This window comes from Virgibacillus halotolerans (assembly GCF_016908515.1).
GTDB lineage: Bacteria > Bacillota > Bacilli > Bacillales > Amphibacillaceae > Virgibacillus_M > Virgibacillus_M halotolerans.
Genome location: NZ_JAFBEA010000010.1, coordinates 52,825 through 75,093, shown reverse-complemented (window position 1 = coordinate 75,093; position 22,269 = coordinate 52,825). Strand labels below are relative to the sequence as shown.

At 39.8% G+C, this 22,269-nt stretch carries 19 protein-coding genes, 2 tRNA genes and 1 other RNA gene; 13 read left to right on the top strand and 9 right to left on the bottom strand.

Features of this window, described 5'->3' with window-relative positions; all coding sequences use genetic code 11:
* Nucleotides 1-26: 26 nt before the first annotated feature.
* From serS to JOC34_RS18250, 3 genes are all read left to right on the top strand, one after another.
* Complete coding sequence (gene serS / locus JOC34_RS18260; protein ID WP_205138227.1) at nt 27-1,298, top strand: serine--tRNA ligase; 1,272 nt, start codon at nt 27-29, stop codon at nt 1,296-1,298.
* Between the two features lie 365 nt (nt 1,299-1,663).
* Entirely contained in the window at nt 1,664-2,704 is a 1,041-nt protein-coding gene (locus JOC34_RS18255; RefSeq protein ID WP_205138226.1) for a FecCD family ABC transporter permease, read from the top strand.
* Between the two features lie 53 nt (nt 2,705-2,757).
* Complete coding sequence (locus JOC34_RS18250) at nt 2,758-3,741, top strand: FecCD family ABC transporter permease (protein ID WP_205138289.1); 984 nt, start codon at nt 2,758-2,760, stop codon at nt 3,739-3,741.
* 82 nt (nt 3,742-3,823) lie between these two features.
* On the opposite strand, the gene JOC34_RS18245 is transcribed toward JOC34_RS18250, so the two are convergent.
* Entirely contained in the window at nt 3,824-4,756 is a 933-nt protein-coding gene (locus JOC34_RS18245) for an iron-hydroxamate ABC transporter substrate-binding protein (protein ID WP_205138225.1), read from the bottom strand.
* Nucleotides 4,757-4,794: 38 nt separating this feature from the next.
* A complete protein-coding gene (locus JOC34_RS18240) occupies nt 4,795-5,847 on the bottom strand; it encodes an NAD(P)/FAD-dependent oxidoreductase (protein WP_205138224.1) in 1,053 nt (350 codons plus the stop codon).
* A 932-nt stretch (nt 5,848-6,779) separates the two neighbouring features.
* Between JOC34_RS18240 and JOC34_RS18235 the strand changes: the two genes are divergently transcribed.
* Nucleotides 6,780-6,872, top strand: a tRNA-Ser gene (locus tag JOC34_RS18235).
* Between the two features lie 71 nt (nt 6,873-6,943).
* On the opposite strand, the gene JOC34_RS18230 is transcribed toward JOC34_RS18235, so the two are convergent.
* A complete protein-coding gene (locus JOC34_RS18230) occupies nt 6,944-7,678 on the bottom strand; it encodes a GTP pyrophosphokinase (protein ID WP_205138223.1) in 735 nt (244 codons plus the stop codon).
* A 471-nt stretch (nt 7,679-8,149) separates the two neighbouring features.
* On the opposite strand from JOC34_RS18230, the gene proC reads away from it, so the two are divergent.
* Entirely contained in the window at nt 8,150-8,965 is an 816-nt protein-coding gene (proC, locus tag JOC34_RS18225; protein WP_205138222.1) for a pyrroline-5-carboxylate reductase, read from the top strand.
* Between the two features lie 189 nt (nt 8,966-9,154).
* On the opposite strand, the gene JOC34_RS18220 is transcribed toward proC, so the two are convergent.
* Together JOC34_RS18220 and JOC34_RS18215 are read right to left on the bottom strand one after the other, a co-directional pair.
* Nucleotides 9,155-9,838 carry a deoxynucleoside kinase gene (locus JOC34_RS18220; protein WP_205138221.1) on the bottom strand — a complete coding sequence of 228 codons (684 nt, stop codon included), beginning with the start codon at nt 9,836-9,838 and terminating at the stop codon, nt 9,155-9,157.
* 24 nt (nt 9,839-9,862) lie between these two features.
* Nucleotides 9,863-10,510, bottom strand: coding sequence for a deoxynucleoside kinase (locus JOC34_RS18215; protein ID WP_205138220.1), 648 nt, complete (start codon nt 10,508-10,510; stop codon nt 9,863-9,865).
* A 137-nt stretch (nt 10,511-10,647) separates the two neighbouring features.
* Between JOC34_RS18215 and JOC34_RS18210 the strand changes: the two genes are divergently transcribed.
* A tRNA-Arg gene (locus JOC34_RS18210) sits at nt 10,648-10,720 on the top strand.
* 5 nt (nt 10,721-10,725) lie between these two features.
* Here JOC34_RS18210 and JOC34_RS18205 read toward each other — a convergent pair.
* Nucleotides 10,726-11,250: a hypothetical protein gene (locus tag JOC34_RS18205; RefSeq protein ID WP_205138219.1), complete on the bottom strand. Its 525-nt coding sequence runs from the start codon at nt 11,248-11,250 to the stop codon at nt 10,726-10,728.
* 336 nt (nt 11,251-11,586) lie between these two features.
* Here JOC34_RS18205 and JOC34_RS18200 point away from each other — a divergent pair, with 336 nt between their 5' ends.
* Both JOC34_RS18200 and acsA read left to right on the top strand, forming a co-directional pair.
* Nucleotides 11,587-12,816 carry a dicarboxylate/amino acid:cation symporter gene (locus JOC34_RS18200; protein WP_205138218.1) on the top strand — a complete coding sequence of 410 codons (1,230 nt, stop codon included), beginning with the start codon at nt 11,587-11,589 and terminating at the stop codon, nt 12,814-12,816.
* A gap of 184 nt (nt 12,817-13,000) precedes the next feature.
* The gene (gene acsA, locus JOC34_RS18195) at nt 13,001-14,716 is read left to right on the top strand and encodes an acetate--CoA ligase (protein WP_205138217.1); all 1,716 of its coding nucleotides are present in this window, start codon (nt 13,001-13,003) and stop codon (nt 14,714-14,716) included.
* 103 nt (nt 14,717-14,819) lie between these two features.
* On the opposite strand, the gene hmpA is transcribed toward acsA, so the two are convergent.
* A complete protein-coding gene (gene hmpA / locus JOC34_RS18190; protein ID WP_205138216.1) occupies nt 14,820-16,049 on the bottom strand; it encodes an NO-inducible flavohemoprotein in 1,230 nt (409 codons plus the stop codon).
* 143 nt (nt 16,050-16,192) lie between these two features.
* On the opposite strand from hmpA, the gene JOC34_RS18185 reads away from it, so the two are divergent.
* On the top strand, nt 16,193-16,630 hold the full coding sequence (locus JOC34_RS18185; protein ID WP_205138215.1) for an RrF2 family transcriptional regulator: 438 nt from the start codon (nt 16,193-16,195) through the stop codon (nt 16,628-16,630).
* Between the two features lie 69 nt (nt 16,631-16,699).
* Nucleotides 16,700-17,215 (top strand): type 1 glutamine amidotransferase domain-containing protein, encoded by a 516-nt coding sequence (locus JOC34_RS18180; protein ID WP_205138214.1) that lies wholly within the window; start codon nt 16,700-16,702, stop codon nt 17,213-17,215.
* A 109-nt stretch (nt 17,216-17,324) separates the two neighbouring features.
* Here the strand turns inward: JOC34_RS18180 and JOC34_RS18175 are convergent, their stop codons facing one another.
* A complete protein-coding gene (locus JOC34_RS18175; RefSeq protein WP_205138213.1) occupies nt 17,325-18,614 on the bottom strand; it encodes a glycoside hydrolase family 18 protein in 1,290 nt (429 codons plus the stop codon).
* Nucleotides 18,615-18,678: 64 nt separating this feature from the next.
* The gene (locus JOC34_RS18170; protein ID WP_338062700.1) at nt 18,679-19,206 is read right to left on the bottom strand and encodes a cysteine hydrolase family protein; all 528 of its coding nucleotides are present in this window, start codon (nt 19,204-19,206) and stop codon (nt 18,679-18,681) included.
* Between the two features lie 92 nt (nt 19,207-19,298).
* Here JOC34_RS18170 and tadA point away from each other — a divergent pair, with 92 nt between their 5' ends.
* The 3 genes from tadA (at nt 19,299) to dnaX (ending at nt 22,268) form a co-directional block, all read left to right on the top strand.
* Nucleotides 19,299-19,775, top strand: coding sequence for a tRNA adenosine(34) deaminase TadA (gene tadA / locus JOC34_RS18165; protein ID WP_205138211.1), 477 nt, complete (start codon nt 19,299-19,301; stop codon nt 19,773-19,775).
* A 339-nt stretch (nt 19,776-20,114) separates the two neighbouring features.
* An RNA gene (gene ffs, locus JOC34_RS18160) (signal recognition particle sRNA large type) lies at nt 20,115-20,380 on the top strand.
* 190 nt (nt 20,381-20,570) lie between these two features.
* Nucleotides 20,571-22,268 carry a DNA polymerase III subunit gamma/tau gene (gene dnaX / locus JOC34_RS18155; protein ID WP_205138210.1) on the top strand — a complete coding sequence of 566 codons (1,698 nt, stop codon included), beginning with the start codon at nt 20,571-20,573 and terminating at the stop codon, nt 22,266-22,268.
* The last annotated feature ends 1 nt before the right edge of the window (nt 22,269 follow it).

Below are 22,269 nucleotides of genomic sequence, written 5' to 3'. Positions count from 1 at the left end.
CTAATTAAATCAAGGAGGAACTGGAAATGTTGGATATGAAGTTTTTACGAAACAATTTTGCGGACGTTAAGGAAAAATTAACCCATCGTGGTGAAGACTTGTCAGCGCTTGACCGATTTGGTGAATTCGATGAGAAACGACGAGAACTAATAGCGGAAACAGAAACATTAAAAGCAAAACGTAATGAAGTTACGAAGCAAATCTCTGTATTAAAGAAGGAAAAAAAGGATGCTGATGCAGCGATTAAAGAGATGCGAGCGGTTGGCGATAGAATCTCGACACTTGATAAGGAATTGAAGGAAACGGAAGCAGCACTTGATCATATCATGCTTTCTATCCCCAATATTCCACATGAAAGTGTGCCGATTGGTGAAGATGAAGACGATAATGTGGAAGTACGTAAATGGGGTGAGCTCCCTACCTTTGCTTATGAAGCAAAAGCCCACTGGGATGTTGCTACAAATTTGGATATATTAGATTTTGAACGAGCGGCAAAGGTTACTGGCAGTCGGTTTGTGTTTTATAAAGGACTTGGTGCAAGATTGGAACGTGCACTGTTCAATTTCATGATTGATTTGCATGCGGATGAGCATGGTTATGAAGAGATACTCCCACCTTATATGGTGAATCGAACAAGCATGACCGGAACAGGACAATTGCCGAAATTTGAAGAAGATGCATTTCGAATCGCGGATACGGACTATTTTCTGATCCCGACATCTGAAGTACCTGTAACCAATTATCATCGCGATGAAATTCTAACTGACTTACCGAAACAGTATGTTGCGTTCAGTGCGAATTTCCGCTCTGAAGCAGGATCTGCAGGCCGTGATACACGCGGATTAATCCGTCAGCATCAATTCAATAAAGTGGAGTTGGTCCATTTTTCCAAACCAGAGGAATCTTATCAAACATTAGAGACCTTAACTGGAAACGCTGAAAAGGTATTACAACTACTTGAGCTACCCTACCGAGTCATGAGCATGTGCACAGGGGATTTAGGCTTTACCGCAGCGAAAAAATATGATATTGAAGTTTGGATTCCAAGCCAGGACACGTATCGTGAAATTTCCTCTTGCTCGAACTTTGAAGACTTTCAAGCAAGACGTGCAGGCATTCGCTTCCGTAGGGATGCAAAAGGAAAACCAGAATATGTTCATACATTAAATGGCTCGGGATTAGCAATTGGACGTACTGTTGCAGCTATATTAGAGAACTATCAACAGGAGGATGGTTCTGTCGTAATACCAGAAGTGCTACGTCCTTACATGCGTGGAAAAGAAGTAATTGAGCAATAAATGTATTTAGAGTAAAGCAAAAGGCTAAGTTTCTCAAAATATTGAGGCTTAGCCTTTTTTGTGATAGGAAAGCATAAACGAAAGGTGTTATAATCTCTTTCGTTGCAGAAATATACTTCGCTTTCCACAGGCTTGCTACTTGAGCCTCTTCAGAAAAGAATCCCACTTTTCTTGCGGGGTCTCAGCGACTACCTGGAACGGACATCTTACTTGATGAGAGATCCAAAAGGACCAAGTGCCTTCTTGGTTTTTCTAACAAAAAATATAGACAAAATAGACAGTGATTGCTAAGATTAAATTGATAATGATTATCATTGTCATCTGAAAGAGAGGTTTCGATCTATAGGAAACGAAGGAAGTGAAAAATGTCTATACGAACAACGGCTAAAACAAAAGATACAGGAATACATTCACATCCATTGGCAGCGATGGCAGTTCTTGTAGGTGGGCTGGCTGCATTGGCCCTTGGACTTGCACTTTCAATCTCTGTCGGGGCGGCAGATATACATATTTCAACGGTTTGGAATGCAATTTTTCATTACGATGCTAACGTAACAGCACATTCGATTATTCAGGAGCTTCGTTTACCTCGATCTTTAGCGGGTATTTTAGTTGGCGCTTCATTTGCCGTTGCGGGAGCTATGATGCAAGGAATGACGCGTAATCCGTTGGCAGATCCGGGATTATTAGGTCTTAATGCCGGAGCTATATTTATGGTAGCTATCTGCTATGCATTTTTGCCCGGCTTACCATATAATTATTTAATTTTATTTTCATTTGTTGGCGCAAGTATCAGTGTCGCACTAGTGTATGGTGTTAGTTCCTTGTCGACAAAATCAGCATCACCAGTCCGAATTGTACTTGCTGGGGCAGCTGTAACAGCTCTTTTTACTGCTTTGAGTGAAGGCATCGCCATTTATTTCAATCTTAGTCAGGACCTTGCCTTTTGGTTTGCTGGTGGGGTCGCTGGAGTGAAGTGGTCACAATTAAAAATGATGTTCCCATGGATTACGGGTGCGATGGTTGCTGCGATTATCTTATCCGGCTCAATCACCCTTCTAAGTCTCGGGGAAGATGTCGCAACAGGATTGGGACAACGTACAAATGTCATCCGGATTATTGGTTTTATTATTGTGCTCGTATTAGCAGGTGTAGCGGTATCTGTAGCGGGACCAATTGGGTTTGTAGGGCTAGTAGTACCTCATCTTGTCCGATATATTGTAGGCGTTGACTATCGACTGATTATACCTTGTTCAGCAGTAATAGGGGGGCTACTTACCTGTATAGCAGACATTGGTGCACGTATGATCAATGCGCCGCATGAAACACCAATAGGGGCCTTGTTTGCATTAATTGGCGTACCATTCTTTCTATATGTTGCAAGAAGAGAAGGGAGGTCACTATAGTGCAGACCACAAAGCAATTAAGTAAATATGATAAAAAGGTAAAGATACGTAGAATGACCGTTCTTTCGGTATTTATTTTATTGATTTTGCTGACGCTCATTATTAGTGTAAATATTGGTGCAATCCGATTATCTCCTGCAGAATTGTTGCAAACTTTAATCGGGAGAGGCACGGCACAGCAAAACTTAATTTTGTTTGAATTCCGTTTGCCAAGGATCGTGATTTCTATATTGGTTGGTGCAGGGCTTGCTGTATCAGGTTGTATACTACAGGGAATATCAAGAAACCCTTTAGCAGATCCAGGGATTCTCGGCATCACAACAGGGGCAGGACTTACAATTGTCTTATGTATGACATTTTATCCGCCAAACCAGGATATTCCAGTCTTATTATTACCATTCCTTTCATTAATTGGCGGTGTTATCACAGCGGCAATCATTTATGCATTATCGTATAAGAAACAGGAAGGGTTATTGCCAAACAGACTGATTTTAACTGGAATTGCAGTAGCAGCTGGTATTAGCGCGATAATGATGGTTATCTCTTTACGATTACCCCCTGAGAAATATGATGTACTAGCTGTCTGGCTTGCAGGTAGAATTTGGGGAACAGAATGGCGATTTGTCCTAACCCTTCTTCCTTGGATCGTTATTCTGTTACCATATGTTTTTTCCAAAGCAAGAACAATGGATGCATTGAGTTTTGGTGATAGTCTTGCAACAAGTTTAGGTGTTCCGGTGGAGAAAGAGCGCTTAAAGCTATTAGCGGTTGCTGTTGGTTTAGCGGCATCTTGTGTATCAGTGAGTGGAGGAATTGGTTTTGTCGGTCTCATTGGACCCCATCTGGCAAGAAGGTTAATTGGATCGGGTCACCGTCTTCTTTTGCCAGCATCAGCCATTGCAGGTGCATTATTGTTAATTGTTGCTGATACGATTGGTAAAGCAATCCTACAGCCATCAGAAATACCAGCAGGCGTGATCGTTGCAATTATTGGTGCTCCATACTTTTTATATTTACTCAGTCGATCAGCTGCATAATAAATCTTTAAGAACGATCTATTAACAGCCTGGGATTGGATGAAGAGGGGGGGTATCCTATGGTTAGGATAACCCCCTCTTCTTATTGTTCCTCATTATATCGATCTACAATCATATCTACAAATAGGTCAATTTGACCCTGAACAGAAATTGGATCATAGGGGTAAAATGTGTCAAAGTCATTATAGAAGACTGTATCGTTTTTAACGGCATCCAGGTTTTTCCAAATAGATGATTCTCGTAAGTCTTTCAGTGCCTCCCCATCATTCTCAGGGTCATAGGTTGTTAAAAACATGTAATCTGCAGCATAATCTGGTAATACCTCCATGGAAAGCTGTTCTGTTCCTTCCTCGCCTGTATTTTTATCAGGCATGTTTAAGTGCAGTGCATTATATAACACCTGGCCTCCACGTCCGAAATTATCACCAAACATCCATAGTTCGCCTTTGTTAGTTAGTTCGTAAATACCAAAAGTATCTTCCGGGTCAATGATGCCTTTTAGCTTGTCACGTCCTTCCGCAGCCTTTTCTTCAAAATCAGCAAGATATTGCGCTGCTTCCTCTTTCTTTCCAGTTAGATCGGCAAAAAGGTCGACTGTTTCATCAATATCTTCTGTGGTGCCATACGGAATATAAACGGTTGGGGCAATCTTTGACAATGCTTCATAATCATCATCATACATAACAACAATGAGATCGGGTTCTAATCCCAACACCTTTTCCGGATTAATCGGGTCACCAACATCTTCTACATCCTTTAATAAATCAGTAAGGAAAGGGTTATCAAAGGCACTAGGCCCAACCCCAATTACGTTTGCATCGACAGAAAGCAATTCACCGCCATAATAATCAGTGACAATTCGTTCTGGTTTATCTGGAACATCGATGGTTCCTTTAACAGTCTCAAACTCTCTGGTCTTATTATCTTCTGAATTATTTGTTCCTCCACAAGCTGTTAAGCATAGTGAGAGGATAAGCATACCTGATAAATATAGCCATTTTTTCCTTCTAAACATCGTAATCCCCCAATATAGTATTTATTTTTAGACATTCGTTATCCTTGGTATAATTGTTGAAGTAAAGCTTTATTTTTCTTATTGAATTTATCATTATGTGAAGAAACTCTGGCACTTGCCGTTGCTTCCGGATGAACCAGCATTTTTGCCTGATTAACTGCATTGGCTGCATCGACAAAAGCACCTGCAATCAAATGTACTTTCCCATCAAAGGACAAGACATCACCTGCGGCATATAGCCCTTCAATATTCGAATGTGATTTTGAAGAACCTTTTACAAAGTATTCATTTTCCAATGCAATATTTAAAGGGCTCTCTTTGATAAAGGTCAGTTCTCGCTCATAGCCATAGCTTACGATGACAGCGTCCGTATTAATTTGTTTAAAACTGTTAGTTCGATGGTTTTTTAATCGGACAGCACTTATCTCATTAGCCGCTTGTTTTGCAAGCAGCTTATCAATTGTTGTGTTTAAATGCACATGGATGCTAGAATTCATAATTTGTGTTGCTTGTGACTCATGGCAGGTGAATTTATTTTTCCGATGTACGAGGTGTATCTCCTTGGCAATCGGTTCCAATTCATTGGCCCAATCGATGGCCGCATTTCCGCCACCGGAGATGATAATGGTTTTGTTTTTAAATTGCCCAAGGCTTTGTACCGTATAGTGCAAATTTGTTACTTCGAAGCGCTCTGCCCCTTCAATATCCATTTTTATCGGTTTTAATATCCCCCCACCTACAGCAAGGATTACAGTTTTACTTAGGTGCTGCTGCCCGCTTTCAGCTGTTAAGAGGAATAAATCATCCTCGGTCTTATCGATTTTAGTGATTTTTTCATTCAAAACAATTTCTGGGTTAAATGTGCGTGCTTGTGCGTCCATTTGTTCAATAAGTGTTGCTCCTGTAACAGGTGTTAATCCTCCAACATCCCAAATTAACTTTTCGGGGTACACATGAACTTTACCTCCGAGATGAGGCTGAAATTCAATAATCTTGGTGTTCAAATCTCGCATTCCACTATAAAAAGCAGCATATAGACCAGCAGGTCCGCCGCCAATAATCGTAATATCCAAACATTCTAATCGCTCCATGGAAACATCTCCTCGTATATGTATTGTAAACGACTAACGTTCCTGTGACTTTGATTGCACTGGAATGATAATGATAATGATTATCATTATCATTCCAGTACTGATTATACATGATATCTTCTTGAAAGCAATAGCCTTTTATTGAATACAATGGGCGTTAAAATATAACTGTTGCATATATGTAATAAAAATATTGCCGACGCGGGAACTGTTATATTTTTTGGAAATTGAGCATGAAGTGAAACCGTTAATTTTGACAGTCTCATACCAATATAACTCAACTTTCGCATAAGTTTCTTAGTTGGCCGCAGCCCGTATACACTACGCTTTCCGCGGGCGGCTGTTGAGCCTCCTTGTGCTTACGCACTGCGGGGTCTCACCTATGCCTTTCCTCCCGCAGGAGTCTTCGTGTATACGGGCCGCTAAGTATAGCGTTTGCCAATAAAAGCGTGCTTTAGCTGGATGAAATGACAAAGTACCTTCCCGTAAATAGCATTAACCAGTCCGGGTGAGAGGAGGGCGGTGACTCCAGCGGGAACAATGGTTTTCGGTGGGACGAGTAATCGCAGTCCCAGCACGTGTCCGAAGACCCCCGAAAGTGTAATGAGACAGACTAAGTTCGCCACGTCCTGTGGCAACGTCTGCACTAGCACATCCTGTGCGTCGAAGGCCGTACCCGCGGAAAGTATCCGCCCGGATCGATCCTGGACGACAGAACAACACACCTCTTGGGAATCAACTTGCTTTTATATCGCAGTTTAAATAAAAGCGACAAAAATGCTCTATCAAAAGCCAAGTTGAGCTATATAACAAATAAAGAAATTGATTGTGGGTTTGATGAAATAATGGGCTTACTTAAACAGGGGAAAATAAAAAAACATAAAAGAATTGACAGGGGGGAGATAATATTGTATATTATTAAATGTTGTCACGGAGGAATACCCAAGTCTGGCTGAAGGGATTGGTCTTGAAAACCAACAGGGGTGTCAAAGCCCGCGGGGGTTCGAATCCCTCTTCCTCCTCCATTTTTAAACAAGCGCATAAATATTGGAGATAAAAGATCCCACTACAGTTGTAGTGGGATTTTGTAATATATTTAATCCTTATTAAGAAAAGATTGAAGCAAGTTACTTGGTAATGGGAAACTTTCATTATTTATTTGCAAGATGTTAAATTCATTATCATTTGCTTCCTCTTTCTTGTAATGATTTACTTCGTTATTCAACTGTTCCATTCTGCGATCTAACTCATTTGCAACTGTCGCAGCATTTGTCAGTTCTTCTGTTAAATTTTCGGGAATGTCCTTATCGTATTTATAATAAATTTTATGTTCGAGACTTGCCCAGAAATCCATTGCAACTGTTCGAATTTGAATTTCAACATAAACTTGTTCTTCCCGATCGGACATAAATACTGGGATGGATAAAATAAGATGCAAACTTTTATAGCCATTCGGTTTTGGATTTTTAATATAATCCTTACATGCGACGAGCGTAACATCTTTTTGCTGCTGAATCATTTCACTAACTTTGTAAATATCGGAAATAAAGGAACAGACAATACGTATGCCTACGATATCCTGAATGTTTTCCTTAATGGATTCAAGTGACACATCAAAGTCCTTCCGATATACTTTTTTAAATATACTTTCCGGAGATTTTAATCGTGATTTAATATGTTCAATTGGGTTATAATCATTTAAATGCTCAAATTCCTCCTGTAATATATTTATCTTAGTAGTCATTTCGTCTAAACCAAATTTATAGGTCATCATAAACCGAGTTAATTCATTTTTCACTAGTTTTAATTGCTGTAATTGATCTGTTTCCATAGGAAATAGCACCTACTTTCTTATTCTTTCAGGCTTAGTATACCTGAATTTATAGGTATATGACAAAGTTATCTTGACAATAATCTTATAAAAGCATATATTATTAGGAAACTTAGCTTATACTGATCTCCTGATAAATTGTATTTTTTATCAGTTTAAGCAATACAATTAAATTAAAAAGACATTGATCAGATTAGTAATACAATGGTATTTGAAAGAGAGTGGAATTCACCGGCTGAAAGATTCCATCAATCATAGCATGTATGAACCTACCTGGGAGTCGTTAGTTAACAACTAACCACAGTTGAACTGTGTTATCAATAGAAGCAGAGCACCCCTCTTTAGGGATGCTAAATTAGGTGGTACCGCGGAAACTCATTTCGTCCTTTTCATAGGGATGACATGAGTTTTTTATGTTTCATACAGAAAATAAGTTGATTTTAGTTTACCCATTATAAGGAGGTAATATAAATGAGTAAAAAACTGGCATTTATCGGCGCAGGCTCAATGGCAGAGGCCATTATTTCGGGAATTGTTAAGGCACAAATCTTAAAAAAAGGTAAGATTGTTGCGACAAATAAAAGTAATCGAGAACGTTTGGAGCGTCTGGAACAGAAATATCAGATACAGCCTTTAATGGACAAAGAAGCGGTGATATTGAATACAGATATTATTATCCTTTCCACCAAACCATGTGATTTAAAAGATGCTGTGGAATCAATTAAAATGTATGTTAAACCAAACCAGTTAATCATTTCTGTTATTGCTGGAGTTTCAACGGAGCATATTTCCGATTTAATTGGTAATGATGCACCGGTGGTACGCGCGATGCCTAACACATCAGCAACAATTAGCCATTCAGCAACAGCTATTTCTGCTGGAAAGTATGCGACAGATGAACATCTAGGGGAAGCGGAGGAGTTATTTAACACTATAGGTACAACAACGATAGTAAATGAAGCGGATATGCACACGGTCACAGGTATTTCCGGAAGTGGTCCCGCCTATATTTATTATTTAGTAGAAGCGATGGAAAAGGCTGCTGTAGACGCGGGACTGGATAAAAGTACCGCGATGGACCTTATCACACAAACGGTAGTCGGCGCTGGAGAAATGCTAAAGCAGTCGGGAGAGTCAGCGGCTGAATTACGAAAAAAAATAACCAGCCCAGCAGGAACGACACATGCTGGTATCGAAGTATTAGAAGGTCATGACTTTCAACAAATCATTATGGAATGTGTTCAGAGTGCCCGTGAGCGTTCAATTGAATTAGGTAATATGGATTAAAAAATGGGTCTGATGGATACATATTATGATCAAAGCGCCAAGAAGAAGCAGCATTAGAAAACTTGGCATACGCCAAGACTTTAGGCGCGTGCCTTAGTTGCATTTATGTCGTAAGAAAGTAGTTATACTTAAAACAAAAAAGGTTATCTCAGAAAGCAAAAGTGCTGTCTGGGATAACCTTTTTTTACATTATTTTATTACTTCGCGTGACTTCCAGCGCCGGGATTGCTGAATAAAATGACCGATTTTCTCCAAAATGGGTTCAATTGATTGCTCTTTTTCTATTAAATCATAGTCGGAAATATTAATTCGCAATATCGGACAGGCGTTAAAGTTGTTAATCCAATCTTCATAGCGCGTATACATCTCTTCCCAATAAGCAATTGGTGTATTCTTCTCCATATCACGACCACGTACCTGGATTCGTTCCAACACCTCATCAAGTGAGCCCTCTAGATAAATGAGTAGGTCTGGATGGGGAAAATAAGGTGTCATTACCATCGCCTCAAACAGGTTTGTATAAGTTTCATAATCTGTTTGCGACATGGTGCCATTATCAAAGTGCATTTTTGCAAAAATACCGGTGTCTTCATAGATGGAACGGTCTTGAATGAACCCGCCGCCATATTCAAATATTTTCTTTTGTTCCTTGAACCGCTCCGCTAGGAAATACACTTGTAAATGAAAACTCCAGCGTTCAAAGTCTGCATAAAAGCTTTCCAAATAAGGATTCGTATCTACCTTTTCAAAGGAGGTTTTAAATTTCAAAGCATGTGCCAATGCTTTTGTCATGGTTGATTTTCCGACCCCGACGGTACCAGCTATCGTAATAATGCTGTCATTTGGTATGAGGTATTTTTCTCTAAGATTCATGTTAGTGTACTCCTTCGTTACCTGTTATCGCTTGTTTGCAGCTACATTACCTTGTAAATGGTCCGTTACGATTTCAATAATCGGATCTAAATCATTTTGGTAGCGTACAAAGTCCGTTTTGTCCCCATTAATTCGTATCAAGGGGATATTCGGATGTAATACTTCAAATTCATTCATATAGTCCTCGTAATCCTGTATAAGCCCGGCAAGATAGGTATCTTTTATATTTTGTTCAACATCTCGACCGCGTTGATGAATGCGCTCCATAATTGTATCGAGACTTGCATGCAGATAAATCATCATATTTGGTAAAGGCATGTCTTTCGTGAGTATCTGATAAATTTGTTCATACTTGTCGAATTTGTCCGCTTGCAAGGTACGTTTTGCAAAAATCATGTTTTTGGATATATGATAATCAGCCACAACTGCTTTATTTTCATGTAAGTATGCTGTTTCAATATCTTCTAGTTGCTTAAATCGATTGCATAAAAAGAACATCTCCGTCTGAAAACTCCATGCCTCAATATCCTCATAAAATTTGCCGAGGAATGGGTTTCCCTCGACAATTTCTTTCAATAAATGAAAATCAAAATGGGCAGAAATTTTTCTGGCGAGGGATGTCTTTCCAATTCCAATCGGTCCTTCTATAGCAATAAAAGGAACTTCTGTCATGCTTACTCCTCCGATCAAAAACAAATCTAAATCGCTTTATAAATTTTAGCATAGTAAATCGATGTATTCCATGGAAAAATATTGATGCTTTTCTTTTACTGGTTTTTTTTGTATAATAGATCATGTTACGTTTATTCGGCTCCGTAGCTCAGGGGATAGAGCACTGGTTTCCTAAACCAGGTGTCGCAGGTTCGAATCCTGCCGGGGCCATTTGGTTACTTGCTGAAAATACGAGCAATCCAATGCTTCTTCTTTTTATTCTCCTTTAATAGCACCTTCAATGCGCCTAGCAGCTTTTTCATATTTTCTATTAATAGCTTATATCTTCTGTTACTTTGTTTCTCTATCTCATCTAACCTTGCAGACAATACTTTTATTTGTTCAGCCTGCTTGTTTATTTTCTCTTCCATTTCCTTATAATTCGCTTCATCTGGCGTGTCTGTAGGTGAATGGTTGGAATGGATAGCTGACGCCTCTTCTTTTCCAAATCTTTCAATGACAATGCTTGTGGCTTGCTCCACTGTGATGTTTGTTTTATCCCTTAAATCTTTTAAATACCTTAATATCATAATATCATTTTCGGAAAATGCCCTTGCCTTACTAGCGGTTTTATGAATGGTGTAACCGGACTTTTCCAGATGCTGTGCATATTTCCTTACTGTAGAGATCGCCATATCTAATAATGTGGCGATTTCTTTCGTAGTATAGACCTTTTCATCCCCATGTATATCGTTATCCATATCGCTTCACCTCTTTAGAATTAATTTTACAATAGCCACGATGCATATTACAAGTGGAAAAGCAGGTTGTATGTAAAACAATAATTGATTTTCCAAAAAAATACAGATATAATCCTACAGTATATTGTCTTTTGTGTGGCTCAATGAGAATGATCAGCTTCTCTTACTATTGTATACCATAAAGCAATGTCACTAACCTAGACAGTTCATAGGCTTTCCATATTGTATGTTTTACCTTGTCTGAAGTCACCTACTCATGTAAAGTGTAACCCACCCTTGGTCCCTAAATATTCAGTAGATTCGTCACAATTTTATAACGAGAAAGGAATGAATGATATGAGTCTAACAAAAAAGATAATTATCGCTCTTATACTCGGTGTTATCGTTGGCATCGGCTTTACTTTTGTTCCTGAGAATATATTTTCAGCAGCAGATACTTATGTACTTGATCCAGTTGGTCAAATATTTATAAACCTTATTATGATGATTGTAGTTCCGATTGTTTTTGTTTCGATTGTACTAGGTACAGCGGGGTTAGGTGAACCTGCTAAACTGGGTAAAATTGGTATTCAAACGATTACCTTCTTCCTTGTAACAACAGCAATCGCTCTTAGTATTGGTATAGGATTGGCGTACCTATTAGAACCAGGAAAAGCTGGTGTCTTTGATGTGAGCAATGCGGAGTATGAAGCAGAATCAGCTCCGCCTATTATGGATACATTGATTAATATCATCCCGGATAATCCGGTCAACTCCTTGGCTTCGGGTGATATGCTACAGATTATTGCATTTGCTGTTTTCATTGGTTTGGCACTTGCTGTTCTTGGAGAGAAGACAAGCGCTGTTTATCGATTGTTTGAACAAATAAATGAGATTTTTATGTATCTTGTTAATTTGGTTATGAAAACAGCACCCTATGGCGCTTTTGCCCTGATCGCTTCTGCAATCGGTGGGGCAGGACTTGGCGCATTGGGTTCTATGGCGATGTATATGGTCACCGTCATTTTAGCGTTGTTCATCCATGGCGCAGTGACATATAGCTTAGCCATCTGGGGCCTCGGCAAGGGTAACCCGCTTAAATTTTATAAAGGGTTTTTCCCTGCTATCTCACTGGGCTTTAGTACATCCAGTTCCAATGCAACATTGCCTGTTTCGATGAAGGCTGCGCAGGAAAATCTGGGTGTTAAAAAAGAGATTAGTAGTTTTGTACAGCCGCTTGGTGCAACCATTAATATGGACGGGACAGGTATTATGCAGGCGGTTGCGACAGTATTTATCGCCCAAGTGTATGCTCAAACATTGGGCTTTACAGATATCATCATGATCATTTTAACAGCAACATTAGCTAGTATTGGAACAGCAGGAGTTCCAGGCGTAGGTTTAATTATGCTAGCAATGGTGTTACAGCAGGTCGGCTTACCTGTCGAAGGTATTGCCCTCATTATTGGTGTCGATCGATTACTTGATATGCTGCGGACTTCACTTAATATTACTGGTGATGCGGCATGTGCTTATATTATTTCTGAAAGAGAAAAGCGACTTGAGGAAAAAGCAGCCTCGAGATAGGAAAACCACTTGAACAGGTGCTACTTGTTCAAGTGGTTTTTTCATTTATATCATGAAATACTTTCAAAATGTCACGAAATGTTCTAAAATAGAATTTGTCAGCAGAATACTTATATAATTTGTAATAATATGTCTGGTCAATTTATTGCAAACGATTTCAAATTAATAACGATGGGGTGATTGGATGGATATGAAGCGTATTCCTGCAAGTGAAGGGGACTATAATCTGCAAAACTATGATAAAATGCGTGAGACATTTTCATGGGATGATATGAATAAGAATTTTAGTTGGAATGAAACAGGCAAGGTAAATATTGCACATGAAGCATTGGACAGACATGCACAAGATCCAGCTAAAAAGGATCAGGTCGCATTAATATATGCTGCACCGGATCGTGAGGAAAAAGTTACATTTGAACAACTTAGTAAGCAAAGTAACCAGTTTGCCAATGTGTTAAAAAAGCATGATGTCGCTAAAGGTGATCGTGTCTTTCTATTTATGCCGAGAAGTCCTGAATTTTACGCTTCTTTTTTTGGTATATTAAAAACAGGTGCAATTGCAGGACCATTATTTGAAGCGTTTATGGAGCAAGCAGTTCGTGATCGTCTACAAGATAGTGGAGCGAGTGTTTTGATTACTACACCAGAACTACTAGATAGAGTTCCGCAGAATGACCTGCCGGATCTTAAGAAAATTATTCTCATTGGCGAGCATAATGAAACTGGTGGGCAATATATCGATTACAAGCAAGAAATGGAAGAGGCATCTACTGATTTCGCAATGGAATGGGTAGATTTAGAGGATGGTATGCTGATTCACTATACTTCCGGATCAACCGGGAAACCAAAAGGTGTCTACCATGTACACAATGTGATGGTTCAGCAATATGCCACAGCTGAATGGGTGCTGGATTTGAAAGATAATGATGTATACTGGTGCACCGCTGACCCTGGCTGGGTAACAGGGACAGCCTATGGTATATTTGCACCGTGGCTTAAAGGAGTTACCAATGTTGTTCGTGGCGGTCGATTTTCACCAGATGATTGGTACGGTACATTGGAAGCGTATAAGGTTAGCGTATGGTATACTGCGCCGACAGCATTACGTAAACTGTTGAGTGCTGGTGAAACGGCAGCAGATAAATACGACTTATCATCACTAAGACATATTATGAGCGTTGGGGAACCATTAAATCCAGAAGTCATTACATGGGGATTAAAGGCATTTAACCTACGTATTCATGATACATGGTGGATGACGGAAACAGGTGCACAGCTGATTGTAAACCTTCCATCAGAGGAAATTCGTCCGGGGTCAATGGGTAAACCAATACCGGGAGTTGAAGCGACGATTGTTGATAATGAAGGTAATATCGTTCCCCCGAATCAAATGGGAAATTTGGCAATTAAGGAAGGCTGGCCCGCAATGATGCGCCAGATTTGGAACAACCCGAATAAATTTGACAGCTACTTTATTAATGGCTGGTATGTATCCGGTGACAGTGCTTACCGGGATGATGATGGCTATTTCTGGTTTCAAGGTCGTTTGGATGACGTGATTAACACATCTGGTGAACGGGTTGGACCATTTGAAATAGAAAGTAAATTACTGGAACACCCTGCAGTAGCAGAGGCTGGTGTAATCGGTAAACCAGATCCGGAACGCGGAGAAATTATCAAAGCGTTTATTTCACTCAATGAAGGCTACGAAGAGTCGGACGATTTACTTGAGGAGATTCGCCAATTTATTAAAACTGGTTTAAGTGCCCATACTGCACCACGTGAAATAGAAGTGAGAGAGGCAATACCAAAAACACGCAGTGGTAAGATTATGCGTCGCTTGCTGAAGTCATGGGAGTTAGGCTTGCCAACCGGTGATACATCTACATTAGAGGAGTAAATTAAGAAAGGTTAGCATCTCGTTATTTGTTGATGAGATGCTAACCTTATTTTTTTATCGCAGTTCGGCGGGTAGTAAAACCCCCACTGAATGAAGTTTCATTTTATGCTGTTATATCGTCTGCTGGTCCAAAGATTTCAAAATGGATATCTTCATCTGCGACATGAAGTTGTTTTAAATTAGTATACATGGCACGCATAAATCCTTTTGGTCCACAAAAGTAAAATGCAGCGTCATTTGTCGGTAAGACGGATTTAAGCCAATTGTAATCAATATGCCCCGCTTTATCGTATTCGTCATCTGCTCCAGGATGATCGTACACTGTATATGCAGCTACTGGCTCATGTTTTTGAACGATTTCATCCACCCTGTCTTTCATGGCGTGGAACTTTCCTGAACGGGCAGCATGGATGAAAATAACATCGCGATCCGGTTGTTGTTTAATCACCGTTTCCAGCATGCTCATCATTGGTGTTAAGCCAACGCCACCACTGATTAAAACGAGTGGACGCGTACACGCTTGATCTAGGACAAAGTCACCGGAAGGCGCACTAATTGGTAATGTGCTACCCTCATGAATGTTCTCATGCAAGAAGGTGGACACAACCCCTGCCGGATTGTTATCTATTGCATCCTCGCGTTTTACACTAATTCTGTATGTGCCCACTCCAGGTGCGGTGGATAAGCTGTACTGTCTTAAATGATGATATTTTTCCCCATTTATTTCAGCCTTTACTGTAATATATTGTCCGGGTTTGAAAGTTGGGAATGGGTTTTTATCAACAGGTTCTAGATAAAATGAAGTAATCACATCACTTTCCACTACTTTTTTCACGATTTTAAAGTCACGAAAATCTGTCCAGCCGCCAACAGTATTTTCCACTGCTTCATACATTTCTTTTTCAATATCAATAAATACGCTGGCAATGACCCCATAAGCTTTTTCCCAGGCATCAATAATGTCGTCATTGGCTGCTTCTCCTAGTACATCTTTCATACCTAATAATAGGTATTTTCCAACAATCGGATAATGTTCTGGTTTAATGTTTAAACTTCGATGTTTTTGTGAGATTTGTTTTACGTGTGGTAGAATAACCTCTAATTGATCAATATTAGCTGCAGCAGCATATACAGTGTTTGCCAGTGCCTTGGACTGATCCCCTTTTCGCTGATTAGTCTGATTAAAAATGTTTTTTAATTCTGGGTGGTTTTCGAACATAAGCTGATAGAATCGCTTGGTTATTTCACTACCATGTTCTTGTAATATTGGTACAGTAGCCTTTACAATATCCCTGGTTTCCTTATCTAACCGAGTAGTCGTTTGCGCTGTCATAGCTAAGCACTCCCTTTGATATTTTAAAGATGTATTTTGAATACACCTTTATTGTATCCTAGATGGAAATGCTGTATCAATAGGATAAAAGAAACATCTGTTACAGTTTAGTGAAGAAGTGAACAAGAAAGGAAAAAATAGATATGAATCTAAAGAAATATACCGATTACGCTTTACGTGTATTAATTTATACAGGGATGAATAAAGAAGGAGAGCTTGCCAGTATTAAAGAGATCTCCGATGTATTTGATATCTCCCAACACCATTTAGGGAAAATTGTTCATGAATTGACGAAGCTTGATTTGATCGTGTCAACGCGTGGCAGGTATGGTGGAATTCAATTGGCGCGGCCAGCTGAGGAAATTAATGTTGGTAAAGTTGTCCGCCTATTAGAAAATGATTTTGTGTTGCTGGAATGTTTCGATAAAGGAACAAACCATTGTGTGATTTCACCAGGATGTACATTAAAGCACGCTTTAAATAAGGCATTACAGGCATTTTTCCAAGTGCTTGACGGATACACCATCAAGGATCTAATTACCAATGAAAACGAATTACGGGAATTAATGGGGATAAAGTAATGATGTTTGAAATTCGCTTAAGTGGGAAAAACAATCTATGTAACATCATTATAAAGGAGCGGATTTTTGATGGGTAAGAAAATAGCAACTGTCATTACAGATATGTTCGAGGATGTAGAATATACAGATCCAGCTAAAGCTTATAAAGATGCCGGACATGAGGTCGTAACGATTGGTAGTGAAAAAGGAGCGCAAGTTACAGGTAAAAATAAAGAAGCAACAGTCACGATTGATCAAGGAATTGGCGACGCTAATCCAGCTGATTTTGATGCATTATTTATTCCAGGTGGTTTCTCACCAGACCAATTACGTGCTGATGATCGCTTCGTTAAATTTGCCAAACATTTTATGGATGAGAAAAAACCTGTGTTTGCTATCTGTCACGGTCCACAGCTGCTCATTACAGCCAAAACCTTGGATGGAAGATCAGCGACAGGCTTCAAATCAATTAAAGTTGACATGGAAAATGCCGGCGTAAATTATAAGGATGAAGAAGTTGTTGTTTGTCAGAATCAATTGGTTACCAGCCGTACACCAGATGATATTCCAGCATTCAACCGTGAGTCCGTTAAATTGTTAAAATAATAGTTAAGGAAGGGAATTTGCTCCCTTCCTTTTTTTACATAGTTTATCGCAGTTTGGCGGGCAGTAACCCCCCCACTGAATGAAGTTTCACTTTATCTTTCATTATTGGTTATTCCAGTTTCTGAATTGTAAACTGGTCCTGTAAGAGTAACCAGTTTTGTGGGAATGCCAATCCTAGTTTCCAATAGGCTATGCCACGCAAACCTAATTCTTTAATCAAATTAAATTTTGCTTGAATGGATCTCGCATCCTCAAACCACACCTCATGCTGATTCCCTTGTTCGTCTGTATAAATAAAAAATGGCGCTTGTGCTCCTTCATCAAATTGGATCTCGGCATGTTGCTGTCGTGCTAACGTAATAGCTTGTTGCGGACTCAGTGCCCGTGCAAGTTCGCCACCTGGAACATGTGGAAGCGTCCAGTCATAGCCATATAAATTTTGTCCTAACAAAATCTTATTTGCTGGTATCTCTGTTAATGCGTAATCGACTACTTTTCGGACTTCGCTAATTGGCGAAACAGCCATTGGTGGACCACCACTATATCCCCATTCATATGTCATAAGCACGACGAAGTCAGCAATTTCACCGTGTGCCTTGTAATCGTGTGCTTCATACCATTGTCCGCTCTGTGTTGCGCTTGTTTTTGGTGCTAGCGCTGTTGACATCTGTAATCCTGCCTGGGATAGACGATCCTTGGCTGTTCTTAAAAAGGTATTATAGGCTTCCCGATCCGCTGCAGGTAAAAATTCAAAGTCAAAATGTACATCTGTAAAGCCAACTGTTTGAGCAGTATTAATAATATTGTCTAACAATGTAGTTTGAACGGCTTGAACGGTCAAAATGATGTGACCTAATTCCGCATTAAACGCCCCCGCTTCTAAATTAGTAACAACGAGCATTAAAGCGGTATTATTCCCATCAGCGATTTGCTTCAAGTCATCCAGTGGTGGCGCAGTTAATGTACCATCACGATTCACATTGTAGCTAAAAGTGGCCAGGTACGTTAAATAAGGAGTGGTCTTGGTTGCTGCGTTGATCAATGTTTCGGAAACAGTATTTCCAAATGGTTCGATGTAGGCACTGGACGTGATTTCTCGCTTTGGTTGTGGTGGAATATATAAACTGTATCCGACTGGAATAATGTTATCAACGGGATAATTGTTTATGCTCGCTAATTCCTGATAGGACATTCCAAACTTTTGTGCGATAGAATAGAGGCTATCCCCAGGTTGGACAAAATAAAATTGCCCGACAATCGGAATAACCAGTGTTTGACCAACAACAAGGTTATTCGGTGCATCCAACTCGTTTGCATCGGATAGTTTTTGGATAGATGTATTGTATGTATTTGCGATATTAAACAAATTATCCCCTTGCTGTACAACGTGTATTTGCAAAATGATCCCTCCCTCGTAAATAGATTTGCTACTTACACTTTATGAGGGGTTGCTTTAGAATATGCTAGATCGGTTCAATATTTGCCTTCATCACCGAACGCATTAAATAGAGTGCGTAATTGTTGGTCTCCTTTTCTTCTGAGGCCATACAATTTTCCGGGATATGCATATTGAACTGATACATATAGGCATCCTTTGCGGTAAACAAAATACAAATATCACCGGCAATCCCTGCCATCATCAAATGGGTTTTTCCTAAATCATTCAGCAATGATTGCAGTGGTGTTTGGAAAAAAGCGGAATGCTGTGGTTTAATTAAAAAGTAATCATCTTCATCAGGCTTTAATTTTTCAATAATATGTTTGCTTCTATCATTCGTACAATGGGCAATGATTTTATGAAAGTCCGCTTGCCATATACCGTAATGATCATTAACATAGATCGTGGGTAAATTGTTTTTCTTAGCAAAAGCTTTTAATTTTATAAGGTTTGGTAAAATTTCTTCGGTGTGTTTATTTAACTTCTCCCCGCCATCGAAATTAAAATCGTTAATAATATCTATAAATAATACAGCAGTATTTACAAGTGAAATAGTCATAAGCAGCTCCTTTTTATTGCTTGGTCTTTACTTATTTATTTCCTACTATGCTATTTTCAAACTATAAATGAAAAGTTGTGATCAATATGACAGATGAAAAATTTATGCGTGCTGCTATAGAGCAAGCAAAAAAAGCAGGCGAAATAGACGAGGTCCCAATTGGTGCTGTTATTGCGTACAATGATGAGATCATTGCGACAGGATACAACCTTAGGGAGACATCGCAAACGACCCTATCTCATGCAGAATTGATTGCGATTCAGGAGGCGAATAGGAAAAACGGCAGCTGGCGTTTGGAAGATTGTACACTATACGTGACGCTTGAACCATGCCCAATGTGTGCTGGTGCGATCATTCAATCGCGAATTAAACGAGTGGTTTTCGGTGCATCAGATCCAAAAGCGGGCTGTGCTGGTACATTGATGAATTTGCTTGATGACGAGCGATTCAATCATCAGGTGGACATTACACAAGGCGTGCTGGAGCAAGAATGTGGGGATCTATTAAGGGATTTTTTCAAAGCGTTAAGAAAAAATAAAAGTAATGATGCTTTATCAAACTGATTCTTCAATAAAAACCAGGGAAACACTTGGTCCTTTTAAACATTGGTGTTCTTGCCGTGAGGATGTTCGCTATGGGAAGTCGCTTTCCGCGGACAACACTTCAGCTTCCTCGAAAGCAAAGTACGCTTTCTGCGGGATCTTCAGTTGTTGCTTTTCCCGCAGGAGTCGACTTCCCTCCGCTCCCATCCTAGATGATATATTTTTAGTTTGCTTTCTTGTAACGACACGTGTAGATAACGCCCTTCGTTTATACATTCTTTACCTGGAACAAAAAATTACCAGATAGGAATTTCTTCTTTTCATTGCATTTTTTAAGTAGAATCGTTATAATGAATCATGTCGTGCTAGGTGGGGAGGTAGCGGTGCCCTGTACTCGCAATCCGCTATAGCGAGGCTGAATTCCCATCCGAGGTGAGGCGACTTTATGGTCTGCCTTAAGGGAGTGGTGTTGACGCTCAGGTCCCGCGCAACAGGAACCTACGAAGTCTGTCAGGTCCGGAAGGAAGCAGCAGTAAGTGGAATTTTCTGTGTGCCGTGGGGAAGCCTAGGCTGAGCCATGAACTTAAGTAACGCATAGGGACGTCACATCAACGGTGGGTGCATGGCTTACATATGAGAAAAACCTTTGTCAGATTTATTTTCTGGTAAAGGTTTTTTATTTATCGCAGTTTGGCGGGCGGTAAAGCTCCCACTGAATGAAGTTACACTTTATAAAAGGATTTATTACTTTTGTATTCACATTCACCCCCGAAATCGGGTATAATTAGATAGAGATCTTAGAGGGGACCGTATATTATGAGCTATCAAGCATTGTATCGCGTTTGGCGTCCGAGAAATTTTGCCGACGTTGTTGGACAAACACATATTACCCGGACACTGCAAAATGCGATTGTTCAGGAAAAATTCTCTCACGCTTATTTATTTTCCGGCCCACGTGGAACGGGAAAAACAAGTGCGGCGAAAATTTTTGCGAAAACGATCAACTGTGAACGTTCGCCGGTTAAAGAACCATGTAATGAATGCGCCGCATGTCGTGGTATTCAGGATGGTTCGATTTCTGATGTGATAGAAATCGATGCTGCGTCAAATACAAGTGTGGATGATATTCGGGAAATCCGTGATAAAGTAAAATATGCATCAAGTTCTGTTCCATACAAAGTGTACATCATTGATGAAGTGCATATGATCTCCGTGAATGCATTTAATGCGCTCCTCAAAACACTAGAGGAACCACCGGGTCATGTTGTATTTATACTAGCAACTACCGAACCGCACAAAATTCCGCTAACGATTATTTCAAGATGTCAGCGTTTTGACTTTAAACCAATTTCAAATCAAGCAATTGTAGATCGTATGAAAACGATTATAGATGTGGAAGATGTTTCCGTTTCACCTGAAGCGCTAGAAACCGTTGCACTAACCGCAGAGGGCGGTATGCGCGATGCATTGAGCATTTTAGATCAGGCGATTTCATATAGTGAAGACAATGTTGAATTAGATGATGTACTGGCAGTGACCGGTGGCGTTTCCCAGCAAATTCTAACCGATATTGTAAAATCAATGCATGAAAAGGATGTGAAGCATGCATTAAAACAATTGGATGAATTAATCAGTGGTGGTAAAGATCCGGGACGTTTTGTGTATGATCTGATATACTTTATGCGTGATTTATTATTATATAAAAGTGCTCCATCCTTGGAAGGATTGTTGGAAAGGGCACGTGCAGATGAAAGCTTTCATGCCCTGACAGAAGCGGTATCAATCGGTTGGATTCAGGATGCGATTATGCAATTAAATCAGTGTCAGCAGGAAATTAAATGGACGAATAGTCCAAAGGTATTTATTGAAATTGCTATTTTAACCATTACGAATCGCTATCAAGCGCAAGAGACATCATCCAGCCCGGCTGATTCCGAGGCAGTTACAAAGCTTTCCTCAAAAATGGAACAGTTGGAAAAGGAATTGCGCACACTGAAACAAAACGCAACTGCGGCTAACCAATCTGCAGTACCAAGAGAACCGAAAAAAGCCCAAGCAAGAATGACGAAAAGTAGTTTTAAAGTTCAGTTCGAGAAAATCCGTCATGTATTGACGCAAGCTGAAAAGCCTGCGCTGAAAAATGTACAATCACAATGGGCAAATTTTTTAAGCAAACTGAAGGCGCAAAATGCACCAGCACATGCAACCATCCAGGATAGCAAACCTGCAGCTGCCTCAGATGAAGCACTTGTAGTTGCTTTTAAATATGAAATTCATTGTTCCCTTTTCCTAGATAATCGGGAGACAATTGAATCTGTACTAGCAGGTGTGATGGATAAACCATTAACCATCATCCCGATTCCAGAAAATAACTGGACAGAATTGCGTACAGAATATATAAACAAACAGGAAAAATCAACAAGCGAACAGACAGGGGAAAACGAACAATCAGATCCACTTGTCGATGAAGCCAGAAAGCTTGTTGGTGATGACTTACTCGAAATACATGATTAAA